The following is a 20,120-nucleotide window of genomic DNA, read 5'->3' on the forward strand; positions in this document are numbered from 1 at the left end:
CCCTATGTCGCCCTCACGGCGACACACCGAACGCGCTGCCTGCACGTACCCCGCGGTGCGGTACGACCGTCGGCTCAGCCGGCCAGCAGCTTCTTCACCGCGGCCGCCACCCGGCCGCCCTCCGCCTGCCCGGCGACCTTCGGGTTCACGATCTTCATCACGGCGCCCATCGCCCGCGGACCCTCCGCGCCCGCCGCCTTCGCCTCCTCCACCGCCTGGGAGACGATCGCGTTCAGCTCCTCGTCGGACAGCTGCTGGGGCAGGTACGCGGCCAGCACCTCGCCCTCCGCCTTCTCCCGCTCCGCCTGCTCGGGGCGTCCGCCCTGCGCGAAGGCCTCCGCCGCCTCACGGCGCTTCTTCGCCTCGCGGGTGATCACCTTCTGCACCTCGTCGTCGGAGAGCTCGCGCTTCTCCTTGCCCGCGACCTCCTCCTTGGTGATCGCGGTGAGCGTCAGCCGGAGCGTCGAGGAGCGGAGCTCGTCGCGCTCCTTGATCGCGGCGTTGAGGTCGTCCTGCAGCTTCGACTTGAGCGTGGTCATGGCTCGATTGTCGCAGGTGCGGGAGGAACGACGCCTGCTCTTTTAAGGCCCGCCGAAGATCAGGTGAGTTCGGAGGATCTTCTGGGGTCTGACACGATGGGCCCATGCGCGCGCGATACGGAATCCCCCTCGGAATCACGGCGGCCGGCGCCGCCGGGCTGCTGTACTCGGCGGGCTTCGAGGCCCGCTCCTTCCGTCTCCGACGGGTGACCGTCCCCGTCCTGCCCTCCGGGATGCGCCCCCTGCGCGTGCTGCACGTCTCCGACATCCACATGGTCGGCGGCCAGCGCAAGAAGCAGCGCTGGCTGCGCTCCCTGGCGGGCCTGCGCCCCGACTTCGTGATCAACACGGGCGACAACCTGTCCGACCCCGGGGCCGTCCCCGAGGTCCTGGACTCGCTGGGCCCCCTGATGCAGTTCCCGGGCGCGTACGTCTTCGGCTCCAACGACTACTACGGCCCCAGGCTGCGCAACCCCGCCCGCTACCTGCTCGAGAAGGTCCAGGGCCGGCACGGCCTGAACGGCAACCCCCCGGTGGTCGACGCGGTCCACAACCCGTGGGAGGACCTGCGGGACGGCTTCGACTCGGCGGGCTGGCTGAACCTGACGAACACCAGGGGCACCCTGAAGATCGAGGGCGCGTCGATCGAGCTGACCGGCCTGGACGACCCGCACATCAAGCGCGACCGCTACCCGGAGGTGGCGGGCGGCCCCTCGGCCTCGGCGGACTTCTCCATGGGCGTCGTCCACGCCCCCTACCTGCGCGTCCTCGACTCCTTCACCGCCGACGGCTACCCCCTGATCCTCGCCGGCCACACCCACGGCGGCCAGCTCTGCATCCCCTTCTACGGCGCCCTGGTCACCAACTGCGACCTCGACACCGACCGCGTGAAGGACCTCTCCACCCACACGGCGGACGGCCGCACGTCCTACCTCTACGTCTCGGCCGGCTGCGGCACCAGCCGCTACACCCCGGTCCGCTTCGCGTGCCCTCCGGAGGCGACCCTGCTCACCCTGGTGGACCGCGACCAGGGCACCATCCGCTGATCACCCGTCCGGCCCACCCACATCGCCCCACACCGCCCATCCGCTGACCCTGGGGTGCATGACCGCCCCGATACCCAGGGACATCCCGGACCTCCCCGCCCTGCCGCGCAGGACGCCCCGGCTGCTGCCCTCCGCCGTCCCCGCCAGAGCCGTCATCCCGCTGGTCCGGCGCCCGGTGGCCGCGGCGTACCGCCTCACCGTCGCCCTGACGGCGACGGGCGCGGTACTGGTCCTGCTGCTCCTCGGCAGCCCGGCCCGCGTCCTGAGCTACTTCGCCGTCCAGAGCGCGCTCCTGCTGGCCGTGGTCATGCTCGCCTCGGCACGCCGTGCCTGGCTGGCCCGCCACCCCCTGCCGGGCGCCCTCACGGGAGCGGCCCTCCTGTACGTCGTCATGGCCGCCCTGGTCCACCACCTGGTCCTCGCGGACGCCACCCCCGCCTTCTCGATGACCACCGCGCCCACAGGCCCCTCCTGGCTGTCCCCCCTCGCCTCCCACACCCTGCACACGGTGCTCCCCCTCGCCGCGCTGCTGGACTGGCTCCTCCTCTCCCCACCGGCCCGCACCCACCTCCGCCAGGCCGCGCCCTGGCTCCTGTACCCCCTGGCCTACCTGGCCTTCACCCTCGCCCTCGGCGAACTCCTCCCCGGCTCCCCGTCCCGCTACCTCTACCCCTTCCTCGACGTCGCCCGCCACGGCTACAGGAGCGTCCTCGCCAACGCCCTCCTCACCGGCCTCTCCTTCTACGCCCTGGCCGTCCTCCTCGTGGCCCTGGACCACACCCGCCCGAACCCGGTCCGCCGCCCCTCCAAAACCGGATTTCGTCTCTAGCCAGCAGTGGGCTAAAGTAAACGTCGTCGCCGCGACAGCAGCGACACTCGGGGTGTAGCGCAGCTTGGCAGCGCGCTTCGTTCGGGACGAAGAGGTCGTGGGTTCAAATCCCGCCACCCCGACAGAGACGTACCAGGTCTCTTACCTACTCACGCGAGTAGGTAAGAGACCTGGTTCGTTTGCGTGTCTATCTGCGTGACTATCGGCTCCCGAGTGTTTACGGCCGCTGCGGATCAGCGCCGAAGATCCCGTCCATGACCACGGCGCCGGTCTGGATCACGGGTCGGATCTGCTTCCGGTAGACCTCCTCGGTCACTGCCGTCCCGGAGTGCCCGACGAGCCGGGAAATCACTTCCAGCGGGACGCCGCGGTCGGACAGCAGAGACACGAAGCTGTGCCGGAGCTCCCGGGGCGTCCACTCGTCGGCGTTGATCCCGTCGATGCCCTTGAGCGCCTGGCGGAAGGCGCGGCGGACGTTGGCCGCGTCCAGTGGCTTGCCCACGGCCGAGGAGAAGACGAGCTCGTGTTCTTCCCACTTGTCGCTGGCGGCGAGCCGATCCCATCCCTGATCTTCGAACTGCTGCCAGAGGGCTTCGACGCACCGCGCCGGTAGAGCGAGCGTGCGCCGGGACTTCCGGGTCTTGGTGTCCCCGCCGCGCCGGACCGAGCGCCACACCGCGATGTGCGGAGGCTGCGGCGGGTCCGCGTCCGGCTTGCCCTTGAGGAAGACGTGGTCCCAGGTGAGCGCTCGCAGTTCCTCGGTACGGGCACCCGTCAGCAGGGCCACGACGATGTACGCGTACATCGAGGTCCCCTCGGCACCCTTGAGCACGGCCTCGGCCTGAGCGAAGGAGAGCGCCTTGGAGGGGCGCCCTGCCTGCCCCTGGGGCACCGAGCACAGCTCGACGACGTTCCGCTTCACCTTGTCCCGGGCCATGGCCCGCTTGACCGCGCGGTTGAGGCACGAGTGGATCGCCTGGAGGGTGCGCGTGCTGAGCGTCTTCGCCTTGGCGGCCAGCCAGCGGTCGACGTCCTCAGCGCTCAGGTCGCGGAGCCTGCGAGCGCCGAGGGACGGGATGACGTGCGTCTGACTCAGGATCGCGCAGGTCTTGGCCGTACTGGGGTCAAGCCCACCAGACCGTACGCGAGCCAGTCCACCACGGCGTCCTTGACCGTGTAATTGGTGGGCGCAATCGCGAGACCGTCCTCGTGGTCCCGCAACACCTCCTTGAGCTTGTTCTTCGCCTCCGTCTTGGTCTTGCCACTCCCCCGCTTCACGATCCGCTTTCCGCTCGGATCGAACCCGAGGTTCGCCGTGGCGATCCACCGTTGCCGCTTCTCGTCCCAGTGCAGGCCGCCGTCACCGCGGCTCCGACGCTTGGTCATCAGGCCGCACGCTCCATCTGCTCCCGGGCCCGTAGTGGCGTGCGCGGGGAGCTCCCATCCCGTCCACCGTCGACCCAGGCAAAGCCGAGCAGACGCAGCCCCTGGCGTCCAGGTCGTTCGTACAGTGGCGCGCTCCACCTGGACGCCAGGAACCACGCCCGCTCCACGGTGTGTGGGTCGACGGCGGACGGGATGGGAGCTGGGGAGAGTGGGGGACGAGGTTGTGGCCATGCCAACGCTGCTGCATCAGCCAAACTGCCAACCATGGATGCAGGGATAGCGGCAGTGCTGGGAGCCATTGCAGGGGCGGTCGGGACAACGATGGCTGGCCTATCCACGGGATGGGCCTCCCAACGCCAAGCAAAGATCACAGCTCGATCGGCGCACCTACTCAAGCGGAGCGAGGCCCGACAGACCGCGTACAAAGCATTTCTCGCCGCTGCCAACGCGATACGGGAGCACATGATCACTCGTATTGGAGTGCGACTGCCGGACGGGATGCCGGAACATGACTTGTTCCGGCCCCCGGACCAGGAATTTTGTCTTGAGGCGGACCGTCTCGGCAAGACGCTGCGAGACGCATGGTTAGAGGTTTCCCTTGCGGGCCCGGAGTCTGTCCTAGAGCCTGCCAGCGTCATCGAGGATGCTGCCAACAGCCTGGTCACCTACTCCGAGATCATCGCGGCTCTCCATGGTGTCCCTTCTGTAGGGTCAGAAGTCCGAACGTACAGACGCGCGGCCCAGGACGACATGTCGCGACTCGGGGGCGGCATCCGGGACTTTGGCAAGCGCGCTCAGCAAGCTCTCGATCGTGATGGCACTGAGTGATGGCGTATGACAGGCCGCAGTTGCGGACACTCTCGGGGTTGTCAAGATGCCAGACGGTGTCTGACACCAACGGCTGACACCAACAGCGGCGGACGGAACTGAACGAGAGCGGTCCCCGACGGTCGCCGCGCCGGCCCCAAGCCAGGGTTCTCCTGACTGCCGGGGGACCGGTGATCGACCTGATAAGGATGAGGCCAGGGAGTAAAGATCCTTCCCTGGCCTCACAGGTCTTTCGGCTCGGCCTTGCGGAGAGCCTTCAGTAGATGATGACTCTCCAGCGTTCGACCCACAGCAGCCAGTCACCGCCCGTACCGCGTACCTGGACGCGATCGGCCTCCACCTGCCAGGCGGTGCCGTAGCGCGTGGCGTCGGGGAGGTCCGCCCTTACGACGTCATAGACCTCCAGGTCATCCTCGACCGGCCGAGACCAGGTGTGCGCACAGTGATCGCAGAGGTAGACCACTACATCGTGCCCCGCAATAGTCATCGGCCTGCCCAGACGGACCGCCTCGATGAAGCACCGAGGGCACGGATCGGCGGTGTGGGCGCCTACTGATCGGGACATCGTTCGATCCTGCTGTACAGCAGCGAAGTACAACAACCCCAGCAACCGATCCCATCCGGTAGCGTCCCAGGAGGGCCGTAGCGTGGCCGGTGCGACCGTTGGCGACCGATCCACATAGAGCTGCGGAGCAGAAGGCGCCTGACATCCACGGCTGTAAAACTGGCAGCTTAGATTCGGTTCGCCTGCCACGGGCTGGTGCCCCCAAGGCGGTGGACCGGTGCCGCGTTCGGGATGGGGTCACGGACGAATCGTTGTGTTGTCTCCGGTGACGGCCGTGCCGATTGTCTGCGCGGCGATGGACCGTTCACCGGACGCGGTGATCGTCACCGCACTGGTCGGAGGAAGCTGGGCGGCCAGTTCGGCAAGCAACTGCGGATTCTCCCTTAGCGTCCGCTTGATCTGCTGACGTAGCGCGGCTGCAGCATCGGCGTCCTCCGGGTCCTCGGCCGCCTCACGCACCGCCGCCTCCAGCTCGGGCCGACCGGCCGGGCTCCGGCGCCGCCAGACCGCGTGCAAGATGCTGCGTCCTGCATTCGCCGTGGCTCCCACCGCAGCGTCCTCAGCTCGGGCCAGCACCCCCGCACCATAGGCACCCAGAGCCGCGCTTAGATACGGCCCTGCCTGCTCCAGAAACTGCACAATCTCCGCTCCCACAACCCACCCCCGAAATCCTGTAATGACTGACGCCAGGGCATCAGACTAAGCCGCCCAGCCAGCGTGCACGCGGCAACTCTGCATTCGAGGAACGTCGACCGGCCTTACTCCACGCGAGCCAGCGAACACCTGCCCGCCCCTAGCGCCGTCTGGCTACGCTCCCAACTGGCAGATCGCCGACCAGGAAAACGGAGAGCTTCAACGGTCAGACCTCGAAGTGGCGTACACGGCTGCGTCGATCCTTGCGCGGATCTGTGCGACGAGCGGGTTCTCCGGGCCCAGGGTGGGCTCGATCCGACCGAGGGCTACGCGATAGACGGCGATCGCCTTTTGGTGTGCACCGGCTTCCTGGTGGGTGTCCGCCAGAGTGAGTTGGGCGTTCAGGACGTTGGGGTGGTCACCGAGGGTCTGCTGCCAGTGGGCGAGGTTGACTTCGTACAGCGGCACAGCCAAGTCGGGTTGGTCATTGGCCCGATAGATCTCAGCCAGGTACTGCCGTTGCTTGACTGTGTCCGGGTGGGTGACGCCGAGTTCCTTCTCGGCGAGCGCAACGCTGCGTTCAAGCAGTTCGGTCGCCCTGGGCAGGCCGCCGGACCCGCCGAGGGCGCGGGCCAGCATGGCGGTGCAGTGAAGTGTTTGCGGGTGGACGCGGCCGAGTTCGGCCTCCAGCTGGGCGCGGACGTCCTCCAGGACGGCGACTGCCTGTGCCGCGTTGTCGGACTCCATGTGAGCAGCGGCCAGGTTTATCCGGCTGGTGACCGTGTGCGGGTGTGCGTCGCCGAAGATGAGGCTGGCGCTGCGCACGGCGGCTTCGAGGAGCTGGACGGCGCGCGGAGCGTCGCCAACTGTGAGGTGTGCGAGGGCCAGGTTGCTCCGACACACGATGGTGTGCGGGTGGTCCTCGCCGAGCGAACGGACGCACCGCTCCAGCGTTGACTCAGAGAGAGACACGGCCTGTGCCGGATTGTCCATCTGGCGTAGTGCGTCGGCCAGGCCGATGTAGTTGGACAGGGTGTCCGGGTGGGACTCACCGAAGACCTGCTCGCACTGGGCGACGACGGTTTCGAACAGCGGGACCGCGCGATCAGGGTCGCCCGCCGCGAGGTGTGCATTCGCGAGACCGCTTCGGGTGGCGAGGGTATGGGGGTGGGTCTCGCCGAGCAGCGCGGCACGGTGCTTGAGGATGGTGTCGTACTGCGCGATCGCCCGTCCATCGTGGCCGGCGGCCCGGTATGCCTGCGCCAGCCCGTTCCTGGTGGTCAAGGTCTGGGGATGGCCGTCGCCGAGGAGGTGGGCGCTCTGCGCGGCCGCGGTCTCCAGCAATGGAAGCGAACGGGTGAAGTCTCCAGCGTCCCGGTAGGCGCAGCCGAGGTTCGCACGGATGGCAATGGTCTCTGGGTACGCCTCGCCGTACACCTCCTCGCATCGGGCCAGGGCCGTCTCGAGGTGCTGCGCTGCCTGGTCAGGGCGTCCGGCGATCAGATAGGCGTAGGCAAGGTTGTTCCGGCTGGTGATGGTTTCGGGATCGCTGTCGCCGAACGCCTGCTGCCATTGTGCGAAGACGGCGGTGTACATCGGAATGGCGCGGGACAGGTCGCCTGAAGCGAGGTAAACCGCCGCTAGACCGTGCTGGCTGCTCAGCGTGGCAGGGTGAGTTGGTCCTAGGGATCGCTGGTACTGCGTGAGTGTGGCCTCATACAGAGAGACAGCACGATCCAAGTCGCCGGACGCATGGTAAGTGCGGGCCAGTTCCTCGCAGCTGACGAGAGTGTCGGGGTTATCATTGCCAAGTGCGTGCCTACGCTGGGCCAACGTCTCCTCGTGGAGTGTGATGGCACGGGCCAGATCGCCGGAGTCGCGGTACGAGTTGGCAAGGTTAGCGGCGACGGTGAGCGTCCCTGGATGCGAGTCGCCAAGTACCTGCGCGCACTGGGCGACCAGCGGTTCGAGGGTGGCGATGGACCGTTCGAAGTCCCCGGCTCCGTAGTAGGCGTCGCCTAGGTTCGAACGGACCTTCATGGTGATTTCGTGCTCGGCGCCAGCGAGCGCTTCGCAGCGGGCGAGCGCCGCCGTGAGCAGCGGAACGGCGCGGGCGTCATGACCGAGGCTCTGGAGATAGAGTGCAGCGCTCGCGTACCGTCCGGCGGGAAAGGTGTCAGCGTGTCCGTCAGGAGTGGTGGCCGCGAGCGCGACGAGGTGCGGAAGCAGCCGATCCCAAGTGGGGGACCGGCCAGAGTCGGGTGGTTCTCCCAGGGGGACGACCGCAGCGCTCAGCAGCCGTTCGGCCTCTAACCTTCCGGTTGGCGCGCTGTCACCGATGGGCGGCTGGTTCCGGAGCGTGGTCTGGACGAGGCGGTGGATGCTCACCGAGTCCTGAGTTAGGGAGACCATGCAGTAAACAGCAAGCACCCCAAGGGCTTCGTGAAGGTCGTCGCTGTCGTCGGTGATAGGGCTCAGCAGTCCAACTGGGATGTCGTCGGGGGCCAGCCACGCCAGTGTGAACAGGACGCGGACTGCCAGGGGGTTTCGCTCCGTGAGGGTGCTAATCGTCTGGCGCCAGATCCGGGCGACGGTGCGTTCTGGATCTACACCTTCGGGAGCCTTGTCCAACGCGCCTATCAGTCTTCGGCGGTAACGTTCGATGCTGATCGTCGGGTTCTGCGCGAGGTAGGCGCCAGCCTGCATCAAAGCGATGGGAAGCTGTCCTAGGTCGGCTGAGAGGGCCCGGGTCTCCTGCATCTGACGGTGGGTCGGCGAAGTCGTGCCGAGCACCTGGCTACAGAGGAGTTCACTCGCTGCAGCCAGGTCGAGTACGCCGAGGGCCAGCGTTGCGACGGAGGCCGGCCAGCTAGCTGATCGTCGGCTGGTAGCAATGACGTGGCCGTTAGACGAGCTGACGTAGGGTTGCAGGTCGGCCGGATCCTCAACGTTGTCGAAGATCAGCAGCCACCCCGGATGCCACTGCAGCCACGACATCGCCCAGGCTGCGCGTTCTTCGGTAGACGCGCTGCCGGCCCACACGGGGATCAGTCGCAGAGCGAGGTCGGCCAGCGATTGCTCGATGTGGTCGGGTGATGCGGCGGCAATCCACCACATGAAGGTGTAGTCGCGACGGTGCCTGTGGGCATACGCAAGCGCGAGGGTGCTCTTGCCGACGCCGCCGAGGCCTTGGACGACGGCAGTCCTGGCTGCTGGCTGCCCGAGCGTGCCGCGCAGCCAGCCCAGCTCTCTCGTGCGGCCGAAACATAGCGGGAGCGGCGGCAGGTTGGTAAGCCCGGCAGGTGCCTGGACGTCGCGCGCCGAATTCAGCAACTCGGCCGTCAGAGCGTTGACCGGGCCGGTGATCGCTGTCCCGATGTGATGTGCGGCGACGGATCCGGCCCCTATCGCCTGGAAGGTGAAGTCCGTCACCGCAGGACCCGCCGACTCTCGTGGCGAACGGTGACCGTCGACCTTTCTCTGCCCGACGGCCTACTGCGTGCCCCCATCTCAGTTCAGTCCCCTCTGCAGCCCGGCTTGGTGTCTTGCTCTCCAGCACGGTGCGTACTCGTTCCCTATATGGGTCAGTATCGGCTGAGCGGCGGCGAGAGTTGCATGGAATCGGACTTCGTCGCTCAACATCAGCGACGCGGACAGGGGCGTACACCAGCGTTTCTGTCCGACCGTCGCAGCAGTCGACGACAGCCGCCGGAGCGAGCTGGGATCGAACTCCTTCAGCCAGGTCGGCGAGCCCCCGCAAGGGGCGGTCATGCTGGTCCAGAGGCAGTCGCAGCAGTTCCCCGCCCACGCCTTCCACCATCTTCACCGCGGAGTCGGGATTGACTTCGTCGTCACCGCAGCTATCAAAGAACCAGACGACGTCGACAACCAGACCGGCAAGGACCGGCACCAGCGGAACCATGGGAGTCTTTCCCGCAACCTAGCTTGACCTCTACGACAGTAAGACCGCCGGCCTCCGCACACGAGAGCGCACCGCGTCCCATCCTGAGTAGGGTTAGGGCATCGAGCGTCCCAGCTGGTGAGCGTCTAACTGCGTGACAACACCGACGAACAGCGGCGAACAAGGGCGGCCGCCCACGGACTGCCAGCGCAGGTGAGAGGCACATCAGCCCAAGGCAGCGTCCCCACCCAAGTTGCTTCGGGACGAAGAGGTCGTGGGTTCAAATCCCGCCACCCCGACAGTGAAGTACCAGGTCGGCCGCCTACTCATATGAGTAGGCGGCCGACCTGTTTGGTCTGCGGGGGCGGAGGACAGGCCGGACGGCGGTTTCGCGGGTTATCCGGTGACGGCACGGCGGTCCACGGACGGGTCAGGGGTGAAACTACTCGCGGTACGAGGCGACCTCGTCACGCCTCCTCGGGGAGCCGGCCGGCTACTTGAGGGCGATCATGCGGACCGACTGCCCGGTGGTGCGGGCGATGGTTTCGGAGTCGCGGTCGTAGTGCAGCAGTGTGAGGCCGGCTTCTTCCGCGGCTGCGGCCACGAGGAGGTCGACGGCTCCGGCACTGCGGTGCTCGCCCTTGGCGGTGAGCTCGCGCTGGATGACGCGGGCGCGCCGGTGGATACCGTCGGGCATGGGACACCAGGTGAACTGGTTCAGGCGCTCCTGAAGGGCCACAATGGCCCGGCGGTGAGCGGCGGCCGTCAGTCTTTGCCGGTCGGGTCGATTGTCCGCAGCTCTTTCTTTCGTCGCCGGGTGTGGCCGTCGAGGTCTTGCCTGATGGCCATGACGTCCTCCACGCGGATGCGGATGGGTCCGCAGTACAGGGCGTCGCAGGAGCTGGGGAAGGTGCCGTCGATGAGGGAGATGCCGCTGAGCACCACGCCGGCTGCCTGGTCCAGGGCGGTGCACGGGACCGGGTGGAACGAGCGGTCCCAGGGCCAAGGCGCTGGTCAGGCGTCGCCGCGGGCGCGGGCCGGATTACTGGGCGGTGGTGGAGTGACGTAGGGTGCCGTCGGTCATGGCCCGTAGGGGCACTCACTTCTTTCAGGGGGACGGTCATGGGCGGCGCCGCGCGCATGGGGCATACGCCGTTGCCGGGGATCGGTGTGCGGTACGACCTGGCCACGCGGGAGGGGCGGCGGCTGTCGGTGATCGCGCATCTCGACGGGTCCCGGACGCTGAACACGTACCGTACGGACGATCCGGACGACACCGCGCTGTCCCTGCGGATGACCGCCGAGGAGGCGGGTGCGGTCATCGACGCCGTGATGCCCGCGCACCAGAGCCCGAATCTGCTGGCGACGGCCGAGCTGGGCCTGGTCGCCGAGCGGTTCGAGCTGCCGGCGCGGTCGTACTGGGGCGGGCGGTTGCTGGGTGACACCCGGATGCGTACGGAGACCGGTGTGTCCATCGTCGCCGTACTGCGCCGGACCGAGGCGATCCCGTCCCCGGGGCCGGAGTTCCGGCTGGCCGGGGGTGACACCCTCATCGTGGTCGGCACGCGTGAGGGTGTCGACGTCGCCGCCGGGATTCTCGAACGGGTGTGACTCGCCGGGCCCGGAGGGTCAGGCGCCCGCGTGGGCCGGTTCCGGGCGGTCCCGGTCGGCGGTAGGTGCCGGGGGCGTGGTCGGCCGGCGGGTGAGGCGGCGGGCCAGGGGCTCGGTCCAGCGGGCGGTGAGCGGGCCGATCACGACCAGGAGCAGGACGTACGCCGTGGCCAGCGGGCCGATACGGGGCTCGACGCCGACGGCGAGGCCGGCGATGACGATGGAGAACTCGCCCCGCGCGACCAGGGTGCCGCCCGCGCGCCAGCGGCCCGCGCCCCGGATTCCCGCGCGGCGGGCCGCGTACCAGCCGGTGGCGATCTTGGTGAGTGCGGTGACGACGGCGAGGAGCAGGGCCGGCAGCAGGACGGGCGGGATGTCGGCGGGGTCGGTGGACAGGCCGAAGAAGACGAAGAAGACGGCGGCGAACAGGTCCCGCAGCGGGGTCAGCAGGCTGCTCGCGCCCTCGGCGACCTCGCCGGACAGGGCGATGCCGACGAGGAAGGCGCCGACGGCCGCCGAGACCTGGAGTTCCTGGGCGAGCCCGGCGACCAGGAGGGTCAGGCCGAGGACGACCAGCAGCAGCATCTCCGCGTTGTCGGAGGAGACGGCGCGGCTGATCAGCCGTCCGTGGCGCAGCGCGAGGTAGAGGACGGCGCCGACGGTGCCGAGCGAGATCAGCAGGGTGACGGAGCCTCCGGCCAGTCCGGCGCCGGCCAGCAGGGCGGTGAGGATCGGCAGGTAGACGGCCATGGCGAGGTCCTCGATGACGAGGACGCCGAGCACCACCGGGGTTTCGCGGTTGCCGAGCCGGCGCAGGTCGCCGAGGACCTTGGCGATGACGCCGGAGGAGGAGATCCAGGTGACGCCGGCCAGGGCGACGGCGGCCACCGGGCCCCAGCCGAGGATCAGTGCGGCGACGGCGCCGGGCACCGCGTTGAGGACGAAGTCGACGACGCCGGAGGGGTACTGGGTCTTGAGGTTGGTGACCAGTTCCGAGGCGCTGTACTCCAGGCCGAGCAGGAGCAGCAGCAGGATGACGCCGATCTCGGCACCGGTGGCGGTGAACTCCTCGCTGGCCCGCAGGGGGAGGATGCCGCCGTGGCCGAAGGCGAGTCCGGCCAGGAGGTAGAGGGGGATGGGTGAGAAGCCCATCCGTCCGGCGAGGCGGCCCAGCAGGCCCAGGGCGAGGATGATCGCGCCGAGTTCGATGAGCATGGCGGTGGTGTGGTGCACGGGCGTCGGTCCTCCGGTTCGGTGACGGCGGCGTCAGTGCCTTCGGGTGGGTGGCTCGGTGGGTGAGTGCCTGCGGACGGCGCGGTGCAGCGGCGGCAGGGAGTCGGCGCCCGGCGGGGCAGGCCCGTACGGCGGAGTGGTGATCCGCGTGCGGGCAGGGGCTACCGCGGCGGGGCGGCGGGAGCGGGTGCGGGCCGGGAGATCAGGCGCCGGGGAGGGCGGGACCCGGTTCGGGGACGCTGTCGCGGGCGGTGTTGTCGATGCGTACGGGCCGGTTCATGTCACGTCGGTGCATGTCGCGTTCCCCCCGTCGCATCCGAGATCCGCCTCTCACGAGCTGAGCAGTCGCACTGAACAGTCGCACCGAGCAGTCGAGCTGAGCAGAGGAGCTGAACAGTGGAGCGTCAAGACTCCGTTAAGAACTTTACCGCATGACGAAATACCTATACATCGCATTCGTTCGGTAATCCGTCACAACCGCTCGTCAGACGCTCGGTGCCCCGTGTTCACCGAGCCAGCGGGCGAGTTTGCCGCGGCGGCCGATGGCGCGCAGCCGGCGTTCCGCCGCCTCGCGGGTCAGCGGGGTGGTGATGAGGAGGAGGTCGTCGCCGGCGTGGAGCACGGTGTCGGGGTCGGGGACCAGGGTGGTGCCGCCGCGGACGATCAGGGTGACGACGGTCGGGGGCGGCAGGCGCAGTTCGAAGACGGCGACGCCGTGCAGCCGGGAGTCCGGCGGGATGCTGACGGTGAGCAGGTCGGCGTCCAGGACGTCGAGGGGAGCGGTCTCCACCTGGATCTCGCGCAGCGCGCCGCTGCGGACGAGTCCCAGGCGCCGGGCGACGGCGGGCAGGGTCGGGCCCTGGATGAGGGTGAACATGATGACGAGGACGAACACGATGTTGAGGACGTCGCGGGCCCCGTCGATACCCGCGACGACGGGGAACGTGGTGAGCACGATCGGTACCGCCCCGCGCAGGCCCGCCCAGGAGATGAACGTCTGTTCGCGCCAGGGGATCGGGAAGGGCAGCAGGCACAGCACGACCGAGAGGGGGCGGGCGACCAGCAGCAGTACGGAGCCGATGACGAGCGCCGGGATGACCGCTGCGGGCAGTTCGCTGGGGTCGACCAGCAGGCCGAGCATGACGAACAGGCCGATCTGGGCGAGCCAGCCGACGCCTTCGGCGAAGGAGCGGGTGGCGGCGCGGTGCGGCAGCTGGGCGTTGCCCAGCACCATGCCGGACAGGTAGGCGGCGATGATGCCGCTGGCGTTGACCGCTCCGGCGGCGGCGAAGGCGATGACGCCGAAGCCGACCGTGGCCAGCGGATACAGTCCCGTGGCGGGCAGGGCGATGTGGCGCAGCGCGGCGACGCCCAGACAGCCGATCAGCACGCCGAGGGTGCCGCCGACCGCGAGCTGGTAGAGCAGGTTGAGCACGAGCGGCCCGGGGCCGGGCAGGTCGGCGGTGGCGGTGGAGAACACCGTGACCAGGATGATGGTCGGGGCGTCGTTGAAGCCGGACTCGGCCTCCACCAGTCCGCGCAGTTTCTCCGGCAGCGGCAGTGCGCGCAGGACGGCGAACACGGCGGCGGCGTCGGTGGAGGAGACGATCGCCGCGAGCAGCAGCGCCAGCTGCCAGTCCATGCCCAGCAGGAAGTGCGCTCCGGTGGCGGTCACCACGACCGAGAGGGCCACCCCGACGGTGGCGAGCACACCGGCGGGGGCGAGCCGGCGCCGGACGTCGTCCCACCGGGTGCTCAGGCCTCCCTCGACGAGGATCAGCCCCAGCGCCGCGGTCCCCAGCGCCTGGGCCAGCTGGGCGTCGTCGAACTCCAGACCGAGCCCGTCCTCACCGGCGATCACGCCGACGGCCAGGAACAGCAGCAGGCTCGGCAGGCCGACGCGGTGGGCGGTGCGGGCGGCGGCGATGCTGGCCAGCAGGACGGCGCCGCCGATCAGCAGCGTCACGTACAGCTCGGACAGGGTCATCGCACGGTCCCCGTGCCGTGACCGGCCCGGCGTTCAGCGGTCGCGCGGTGGCAGGGGCCGGTGGCGGCGCTCGCCGCGGTGCGGGTCGAACATCTCCCCGGCGACTCCGGCCAGGACCAGCCCGGCGGCGATGAGCAGCCCGTGGGCCAGGGCGATGCCGCTACCCAGCACGGCCAGCGCGACGGTGAGCAGCAGCCAGGCACGGGCGTAGCGGTACTCGCGCGGCCGGCAGGGGCGGCCGTGCCGCAGGCCGCGGGCGAACCGGGGGTCCTCGTGGTGCAGACGGGCCTCGATCTCGTGGAGCCGTGCCTCATCCGGTCCGTCCATGGCCCTCTTCTCGGCCGCCTCCCCGCGGCGGGGGGCGGTGCGAAGGCGTCGTCGCGGTCCGAGGTGTGATCCATCTGCTCTCCTCACGCATCCCGTGCCTCACGATCACACCAGGACGAAGTGGCGCAGCCGCACATACGCGGCCGCGGTGGTGGCGGTGACCCGCGGTGACCGCGGTGACGATCAGTCCGTAGCGGCTGAACTGCCGGAACGAGAGGTGACGACCCTCGCGCTCGGCGATGCCGATGACCACGACGTGGGCGAGGAGGCGATGATCGTGGCGCTGCCGCGGAGATGTGCGCCGAGGGCGCACGCCCAGCACGGCATCCGCGCTCCGCCGTCGAGGGCCTCGGACGGAGCACGCCGTGCGGGACGAAGCACGTCATCATGACGACGATCGCCCCACACCCCGGCCACGCAGTGACACTCACCGCGACCCGCGCGGTGCTGTTCCCACCCTTCCGGTGGCCTCGGGCCCTCGTTCCCACGCGGCGGCCGACCGGCACAACAGCAGGACCAGCGGGGCCGGGACGGTCTCCTCGTCGGTACGGCCGGTTCGCTGCGTCGCTGCGTGCATCAGGGCGCGGGCTCCTCTCAGGGGTGTGGTGATCACACCTTCACCCCGGCGGGGAAGGACGCGCCATCGGGGACGACACTCATATCGGGAGGGGTCCGACCCCTACGGATCGCGCGAGACGTGGGGGTCGGCACGGACCGAGGGCCTGCGCGCGGGGACGTCCCGCGGCCGTCCTGCGGCGGTCACGTTGCCGACTGCTCTCCTCGTCTGGTGTGGTGGTGGTTCGGGGGGCCGAGGCCCGGGAAGGATCGACGACATGATCATCTTTGGCACCAAGGGGTATCTGCACCAGCTCGCGATACTGACGCTGGTGTGCGCGCAGTGCGGGAATCCCTCCGCGCACACGCTGAGGAAGAAGGTCACGAAGTTCACCCTGTTCTTCGTGCCGCTGTTCCCGGTCTCGACGAAGTACGCCACGCAGTGCACCTTCTGCGGTGCCGAGCAGAAGGTGACCCAGGAACAGGCCGAGCGGCTTCAGGCGCAGTCCCTCGGCGGCGGGCAGGGACACGGGCAGCCGCACCAGCAGCAGCCGTACCGGTCCTAGCGTCTGTTGCGTCCGTCCCGGTCGTCGGCCGCGTACGGCGGGATGTCGCCGTCAGCCGTTCCACGTCTCGTACGGGTCCGGCGGGGCCGGGACCGGCTTGGCACGGGTGACCTGGAGGTACGGGACCGGGCGGCCGTTGACCGGGTCCTCGGTGCGGCGCGGGGTGTAGGTGCCGGTGACCTCCAGCCAGGTGTCCGGGCGCAGGACCGGCGGGATCTCGCCGGTCAGGGCGATCTTGACGGGCCGTCCGTCCGCGGCGCAGCAGCTGAGGCCCATGCGGACCAGGTACGGCGCGTCCGTGCCGTTCGTCGCGACGAAACCGGTGACGCTGATGGGGCGGTCGCGCAGATGGCGGCCGTGGTCGTAGACCGCGCGGGCCGCGTACTCCCCGACCCCGAGGCGCAGCGGGCCCCGCGCGGGGAGTTCCGGGAAGCCGAGGGGTTTCTGCAGGGCCGTACCGGTGTGGGTGGCGCTGTAGGAGCCGAGGGCCGGCGGGGCGACCAGGATCAGGGCGAAGAGGGGGAGGGTGAGGAGCCAGGAGATACGGGGCTCCCGGTGCGGCTCCTCCGGGTGCGGCGGGCGGCGCCACTCGTACCGGACCGTCGCCGCCGCCGTCGCGATCAGCACCGCACCCGACAGCAGCAGCAGCGGACGCAGGCCCGCCTTGACGTACCGCAGGTGGAGGTCGGTCAGGCCGGCGTGCAGCACGGTCGCGCCGAGCAGGAACAGCAGGGCCGCCTGCGCCTGGCCGTTGAGCCGTGACCTCACAGCAGCACCGCACCCGTCAGGGCGGACACCGCGACACCCAGGGCGAAGGTCGCGGGGGCGAAACGCAGGGCGAAGGCACGGCCGAAGGTGCCCGCCTGCATGGCGAAGAGCTTGAGGTCGACCATCGGTCCCACGACCAGGAAGGCGAGCCGCGCCGTCAGCGAGAACTGGGTCAGCGACGCCGCCACGAAGGCGTCCGCCTCCGAGCAGATGGACAGCAGGACGGCCAGGAAGGCCAGCGCCAGGACCGACAGCACTGGATGGCCGGCCGTCGCGCTCAGCCACCGCTCCGGCACCACCGCCTTCAGCGTCGCCGCCGCCATCGCGCCGACCACCAGGAAGCCGCCCGCGTGCATCACGTCGTGGCGCACCGCCCCCCAGAACGCCGCACCCTTGCGCTGACCCTCGTACGACGAACGGGCGGGCGGGCGCAGCCAGTCCGCGCGGCCCAGACGCTGCCACAGCCAGCCCATCGCACACGCCACCAGCAGGCTCGCGACGCAACGGGCGAGCACCATCTCGGGGTGGCCCGGAAAGGCGACCGCGGTCGCCGTCAGCACGATCGGGTTGATCGCGGGGGCGGACAGCAGGAACGCCAGAGCCGCCGCCGGGGCCACTCCCCTGCGCACCAGTGCGCCCGCCACCGGCACGGACGCGCACTCGCACCCCGGAAGTACCGCGCCCGCCGCTCCCGCGACCGGTACCGCCAGCGCCGGGCGCTTCGGCAGGGCGCGCGCGAAGAACGACGGCGGGACGAACACCGCGATGGCCGCCGACAGCAGGACACCGAGCACCAGGAACGGCAGGGCCTGTACGACGACGGCCACGAACACCGTCATCCAGCTCTGCATCACCGGGGCGGCCAGGGCACTGCGGACGGGCCCCTGGAACATCACGGCCGTGAGCAGGAACAGGACGAGGAGGAGGGAGGAGTCGAGGCGGCGGGGCTCCTCGGGGGGTGCCTCGCGTCCGTTGTCGGAGCGTGCCGCGGATCCGTCCTCGGGTGGTGTCGCTCCCGGTTCGGGGGCGCCTGTTCCGCGCGGGGGTGAAGCGGTGGTGGCCACGGGCCCGGTGCACCTCCCAGATGCGCGCGCGACAGGGCGGGGCCCGCTCGGGTCCCTGCTCCTTGGTACGGAGAGGGCGGGGCCGGCGTTCAGGTGCCACCTGGAACCACGCGCCGCGATGCGGCAGTCTCTTCACCTGTGGTGAGTCTGCTTCCCAACCCCGCCCTGCCCGGCGATCCTTCCGCGCACATGGTGGTGTGCGGGGACGACGGGCTCGCGCACCGGCTCGCCGCCGAACTCCGCGGTGTCTACCGCGAGCAGGTGACCCTCGTCGTACCGCCGGCCGGGGGCGGCGCGCGCCGGCCGGTGGCCGGGCGGGCCCGGGCGGTCTCCGCGGCCCTGCTCGACCGGGTCGTGACCGCGGTCAACAACCGGGGCAACGGCGGCTCCGACGACACCCTGGCCCCCGGCGAGCGGGTGGTCGAGGCCGCCGAGCCGACCGGGGCCGTGCTCGCCGAGGCGGGCGTGGAACGGGCCGCCGCGCTGGCGCTGGTGTACGACGACGACGAGACCAACATCCGTGCCGCGCTGAACGCCCGCCGGCTCAACCCCCGGCTGCGGCTCGTGCTCCGCCTCTACAACCGGCGACTGGGCCAGCACATGGAGGAACTTCTCGACCAGGCCGCCGAATTGGCGGGCGATGCGGCTCCGGGACGGGGAAGCGCGCGGGCCGACATCGCGACGACCGTGCTGTCCGACGCCGACACCGCCGCGCCCGCGCTGGTCGCCACCGCGCTCGTCGGCACCAGCAAGGTCGTCGACGCGGAGGGGCTGCTGCTGCGGGCCGTGGAGCGCCGGCCGCCCGCTCCGGGCGAGGTGGCCGACCCCGGGCTGTGCACGCTGGCACTGCTGTCCGCCACGAGCAACGACCCCGCCGGCGACGAGGGTTCCGAGGACAGCGGCGAGCAGGGGCCGCAACTGCTGCCCGACGCCGCGGCGGTGGCGGCGGCCACCGGACGCGGGACGGTGGTGCTGGAGCAACTGTCGTACTCCGGTCCTCCGTTGCCGGCCCGGCGGGGCGGTCCGCCGTTCGCCTCGCTGTTCTCGCGCCGGCTGCGGTGGTCGCTCGCCGGGCTGATCGCGGCGGTGATCGCGCTCGCCGTCGCGCTGACCGTGGTGACCCGGGACAATCCGCTGCACGCCACGTACGTCACGCTGCTGGACCTGTTCGCGATCAACGAGCCCGCGCACAGCGAGTCCAGGGGCCGGCAGATCCTGCAACTGCTGTCCATGCTGGTCGGGTTGCTGCTGCTGCCGGTGCTGCTGGCGGCGGTTCTGGAGGCGCTGGGGACGTTCCGTACGGCGTCGGCCCTGCGCAAGCCGCCGCGCGGGCTGAGCGGGCACGTGGTGCTGCTCGGGCTGGGCAAGATCGGCACGCGGGTGCTGACGCGGCTGCGGGAGCTGCACATCCCGGTGGTGTGCGTCGAGGCGGACCCGGAGGCGCGGGGGATGGCCACCGCGCGGCGGCTCCGCGTACCGGTGGTGGTCGGGGACGTCACGCAGGAAGGCGTACTGGAGTCCGCGAAGATCCACCGCGCGGACGCGCTGCTCGCGCTGACCAGCGAGGACACGACGAATCTGGAAGCGGTGCTGTACGCGCGGTCGCTGCGGCCGGATCTGCGGTCGGTGCTGCGGCTGTACGACGACGACTTCGCGAAGGTGGTGTACCGGACGCTGCGGACCGCGCACCCGGGTGCGCTGACGCGGAGCCGGAGTGTGACGCACCTGGCGGCGCCTGCCTTCGCCGGGGCGATGATGGGGCGGCAGATCCTGGGGGCGATACCGGTGGAGCGGCGGGTGCTGCTGTTCGCGGCGGTGGTCGTCGGCGGGCATCCGCAGTTGGAGGGGCGGACGGTCGGGGAGGCGTTCCGGGCGGGGGCGTGGCGGGTGCTGGCGCTGGATATGGCGTTTGCGGGTGCGTCTGCCTCCGGCGGTGAGCGCGGTTATGGGGTGGGTGGCGTGGAGGTGCCGGGGGCGGGGCTGGTGTGGGATCTGCCGGACACGTATGTGCTGCGGGCGGGGGATCGGGTGGTGTTGGCGGCGACTCGGCGGGGGTTGGCGGAGTTGTTGGGGCGGCGGGTGCGGAGCGCTGGCTAGCGGGTGGGGGTGTGTGCAGCGGGCTGCGGGTGGGGTGTGCAGCGGGCTGCGGGCGGTGTGGCGGGGGGGGGGGGGTTGGGGGGGGGGGGGGGGAGGGGGGGGGGGGGGGGGGGTTTTTTTTTCCCCCCCTTTTGGGGTGCATTTTGCCCCCCCCCTCCCCCCCCCCGGCCCCACCTCCCCTCACC

General features: G+C 70.2%; 15 protein-coding genes, 1 tRNA gene and 3 pseudogenes. 6 read left to right on the top strand and 13 right to left on the bottom strand.

Features of this window, described 5'->3' with window-relative positions; all coding sequences use genetic code 11:
• Positions 1-74: 74 nt before the first annotated feature.
• A complete protein-coding gene (locus ACZ434_RS28000) occupies positions 75-539 on the bottom strand; it encodes a GatB/YqeY domain-containing protein (protein WP_468460605.1) in 465 nt (154 codons plus the stop codon).
• A 104-nt stretch (positions 540-643) separates the two neighbouring features.
• Between ACZ434_RS28000 and ACZ434_RS28005 the strand changes: the two genes are divergently transcribed.
• From ACZ434_RS28005 to ACZ434_RS28015, 3 genes are all read left to right on the top strand, one after another.
• Positions 644-1,585, top strand: coding sequence for a metallophosphoesterase (locus ACZ434_RS28005; protein ID WP_468460607.1), 942 nt, complete (start codon positions 644-646; stop codon positions 1,583-1,585).
• A 58-nt stretch (positions 1,586-1,643) separates the two neighbouring features.
• On the top strand, positions 1,644-2,414 hold the full coding sequence (locus ACZ434_RS28010; protein ID WP_468460609.1) for a Pr6Pr family membrane protein: 771 nt from the start codon (positions 1,644-1,646) through the stop codon (positions 2,412-2,414).
• A 48-nt stretch (positions 2,415-2,462) separates the two neighbouring features.
• Positions 2,463-2,536 (top strand) — tRNA-Pro (locus ACZ434_RS28015).
• Between the two features lie 95 nt (positions 2,537-2,631).
• On the opposite strand, the pseudogene ACZ434_RS28020 reads toward ACZ434_RS28015, so the two are convergent.
• The 6 genes and pseudogenes from ACZ434_RS28020 to ACZ434_RS28045 form a co-directional block, all read right to left on the bottom strand.
• A pseudogene (locus ACZ434_RS28020) lies at positions 2,632-3,800 on the bottom strand (tyrosine-type recombinase/integrase).
• Positions 3,801-4,884: 1,084 nt separating this feature from the next.
• A complete protein-coding gene (locus tag ACZ434_RS28025) occupies positions 4,885-5,193 on the bottom strand; it encodes a hypothetical protein (RefSeq protein ID WP_468460611.1) in 309 nt (102 codons plus the stop codon).
• A gap of 237 nt (positions 5,194-5,430) precedes the next feature.
• Complete coding sequence (locus tag ACZ434_RS28030) at positions 5,431-5,832, bottom strand: hypothetical protein (protein WP_468460612.1); 402 nt, start codon at positions 5,830-5,832, stop codon at positions 5,431-5,433.
• A 213-nt stretch (positions 5,833-6,045) separates the two neighbouring features.
• Complete coding sequence (locus tag ACZ434_RS28035) at positions 6,046-9,258, bottom strand: tetratricopeptide repeat protein (protein WP_468460613.1); 3,213 nt, start codon at positions 9,256-9,258, stop codon at positions 6,046-6,048.
• Positions 9,259-10,220: 962 nt separating this feature from the next.
• A pseudogene (locus ACZ434_RS28040) lies at positions 10,221-10,451 on the bottom strand (PIN domain-containing protein); the annotation flags it as partial.
• 41 nt (positions 10,452-10,492) lie between these two features.
• A complete protein-coding gene (locus tag ACZ434_RS28045; RefSeq protein WP_468460615.1) occupies positions 10,493-10,672 on the bottom strand; it encodes a hypothetical protein in 180 nt (59 codons plus the stop codon).
• 195 nt (positions 10,673-10,867) lie between these two features.
• On the opposite strand from ACZ434_RS28045, the gene ACZ434_RS28050 reads away from it, so the two are divergent.
• A complete protein-coding gene (locus tag ACZ434_RS28050) occupies positions 10,868-11,338 on the top strand; it encodes a cation:proton antiporter regulatory subunit (protein ID WP_468460638.1) in 471 nt (156 codons plus the stop codon).
• Positions 11,339-11,356: 18 nt separating this feature from the next.
• On the opposite strand, the gene ACZ434_RS28055 is transcribed toward ACZ434_RS28050, so the two are convergent.
• The 4 genes and pseudogenes from ACZ434_RS28055 to ACZ434_RS28070 form a co-directional block, all read right to left on the bottom strand.
• Positions 11,357-12,571, bottom strand: a complete 1,215-nt coding sequence (locus ACZ434_RS28055) for a cation:proton antiporter (RefSeq protein WP_468460617.1) — start codon at positions 12,569-12,571, stop codon at positions 11,357-11,359.
• Positions 12,572-13,055: 484 nt separating this feature from the next.
• Positions 13,056-14,558 (bottom strand): potassium/proton antiporter, encoded by a 1,503-nt coding sequence (locus ACZ434_RS28060; RefSeq protein WP_468460619.1) that lies wholly within the window; start codon positions 14,556-14,558, stop codon positions 13,056-13,058.
• 33 nt (positions 14,559-14,591) lie between these two features.
• Entirely contained in the window at positions 14,592-14,885 is a 294-nt protein-coding gene (locus ACZ434_RS28065; protein WP_468460621.1) for a DUF3040 domain-containing protein, read from the bottom strand.
• Positions 14,886-14,990: 105 nt separating this feature from the next.
• Positions 14,991-15,224: pseudogene (locus ACZ434_RS28070) on the bottom strand (hypothetical protein); the annotation flags it as partial.
• A gap of 494 nt (positions 15,225-15,718) precedes the next feature.
• Here ACZ434_RS28070 and ACZ434_RS28075 point away from each other — a divergent pair.
• A complete protein-coding gene (locus tag ACZ434_RS28075; RefSeq protein WP_468460623.1) occupies positions 15,719-16,006 on the top strand; it encodes a zinc-ribbon domain-containing protein in 288 nt (95 codons plus the stop codon).
• Between the two features lie 51 nt (positions 16,007-16,057).
• Here the strand turns inward: ACZ434_RS28075 and ACZ434_RS28080 are convergent, their stop codons facing one another.
• Positions 16,058-16,774 carry a TIGR03943 family putative permease subunit gene (locus ACZ434_RS28080; RefSeq protein WP_468460625.1) on the bottom strand — a complete coding sequence of 239 codons (717 nt, stop codon included), beginning with the start codon at positions 16,772-16,774 and terminating at the stop codon, positions 16,058-16,060.
• Positions 16,771-17,838 carry a permease gene (locus ACZ434_RS28085; protein ID WP_468460627.1) on the bottom strand — a complete coding sequence of 356 codons (1,068 nt, stop codon included), beginning with the start codon at positions 17,836-17,838 and terminating at the stop codon, positions 16,771-16,773. Before ACZ434_RS28085 ends, ACZ434_RS28080 begins: the two co-directional genes overlap by 4 nt.
• A gap of 189 nt (positions 17,839-18,027) precedes the next feature.
• Here ACZ434_RS28085 and ACZ434_RS28090 point away from each other — a divergent pair, with 189 nt between their 5' ends.
• Complete coding sequence (locus tag ACZ434_RS28090) at positions 18,028-19,935, top strand: NAD-binding protein (RefSeq protein ID WP_468460640.1); 1,908 nt, start codon at positions 18,028-18,030, stop codon at positions 19,933-19,935.
• Positions 19,936-20,120 lie beyond the last annotated feature (185 nt).

The organism is Streptomyces sp. NPDC030893, assembly GCF_055571535.1.

What these genes read in the sequence shown, in the direction of transcription:
- ACZ434_RS28000 (WP_468460605.1), bottom strand. Translation starts at nt 539, where the DNA reads ATGACCACGCTCAAGTCGAAGCTGCAGGACGACCTCAACGCCGCGATC.
- ACZ434_RS28005 (WP_468460607.1), top strand. Translation starts at nt 644, where the DNA reads ATGCGCGCGCGATACGGAATCCCCCTCGGAATCACGGCGGCCGGCGCC.
- ACZ434_RS28010 (WP_468460609.1), top strand. Translation starts at nt 1,644, where the DNA reads ATGACCGCCCCGATACCCAGGGACATCCCGGACCTCCCCGCCCTGCCG.
- ACZ434_RS28025 (WP_468460611.1), bottom strand. Translation starts at nt 5,193, where the DNA reads ATGTCCCGATCAGTAGGCGCCCACACCGCCGATCCGTGCCCTCGGTGC.
- ACZ434_RS28050 (WP_468460638.1), top strand. Translation starts at nt 10,868, where the DNA reads ATGGGGCATACGCCGTTGCCGGGGATCGGTGTGCGGTACGACCTGGCC.
- ACZ434_RS28060 (WP_468460619.1), bottom strand. Translation starts at nt 14,558, where the DNA reads ATGACCCTGTCCGAGCTGTACGTGACGCTGCTGATCGGCGGCGCCGTC.
- ACZ434_RS28065 (WP_468460621.1), bottom strand. Translation starts at nt 14,885, where the DNA reads ATGGACGGACCGGATGAGGCACGGCTCCACGAGATCGAGGCCCGTCTG.
- ACZ434_RS28075 (WP_468460623.1), top strand. Translation starts at nt 15,719, where the DNA reads ATGATCATCTTTGGCACCAAGGGGTATCTGCACCAGCTCGCGATACTG.
- ACZ434_RS28090 (WP_468460640.1), top strand. Translation starts at nt 18,028, where the DNA reads ATGGTGGTGTGCGGGGACGACGGGCTCGCGCACCGGCTCGCCGCCGAA.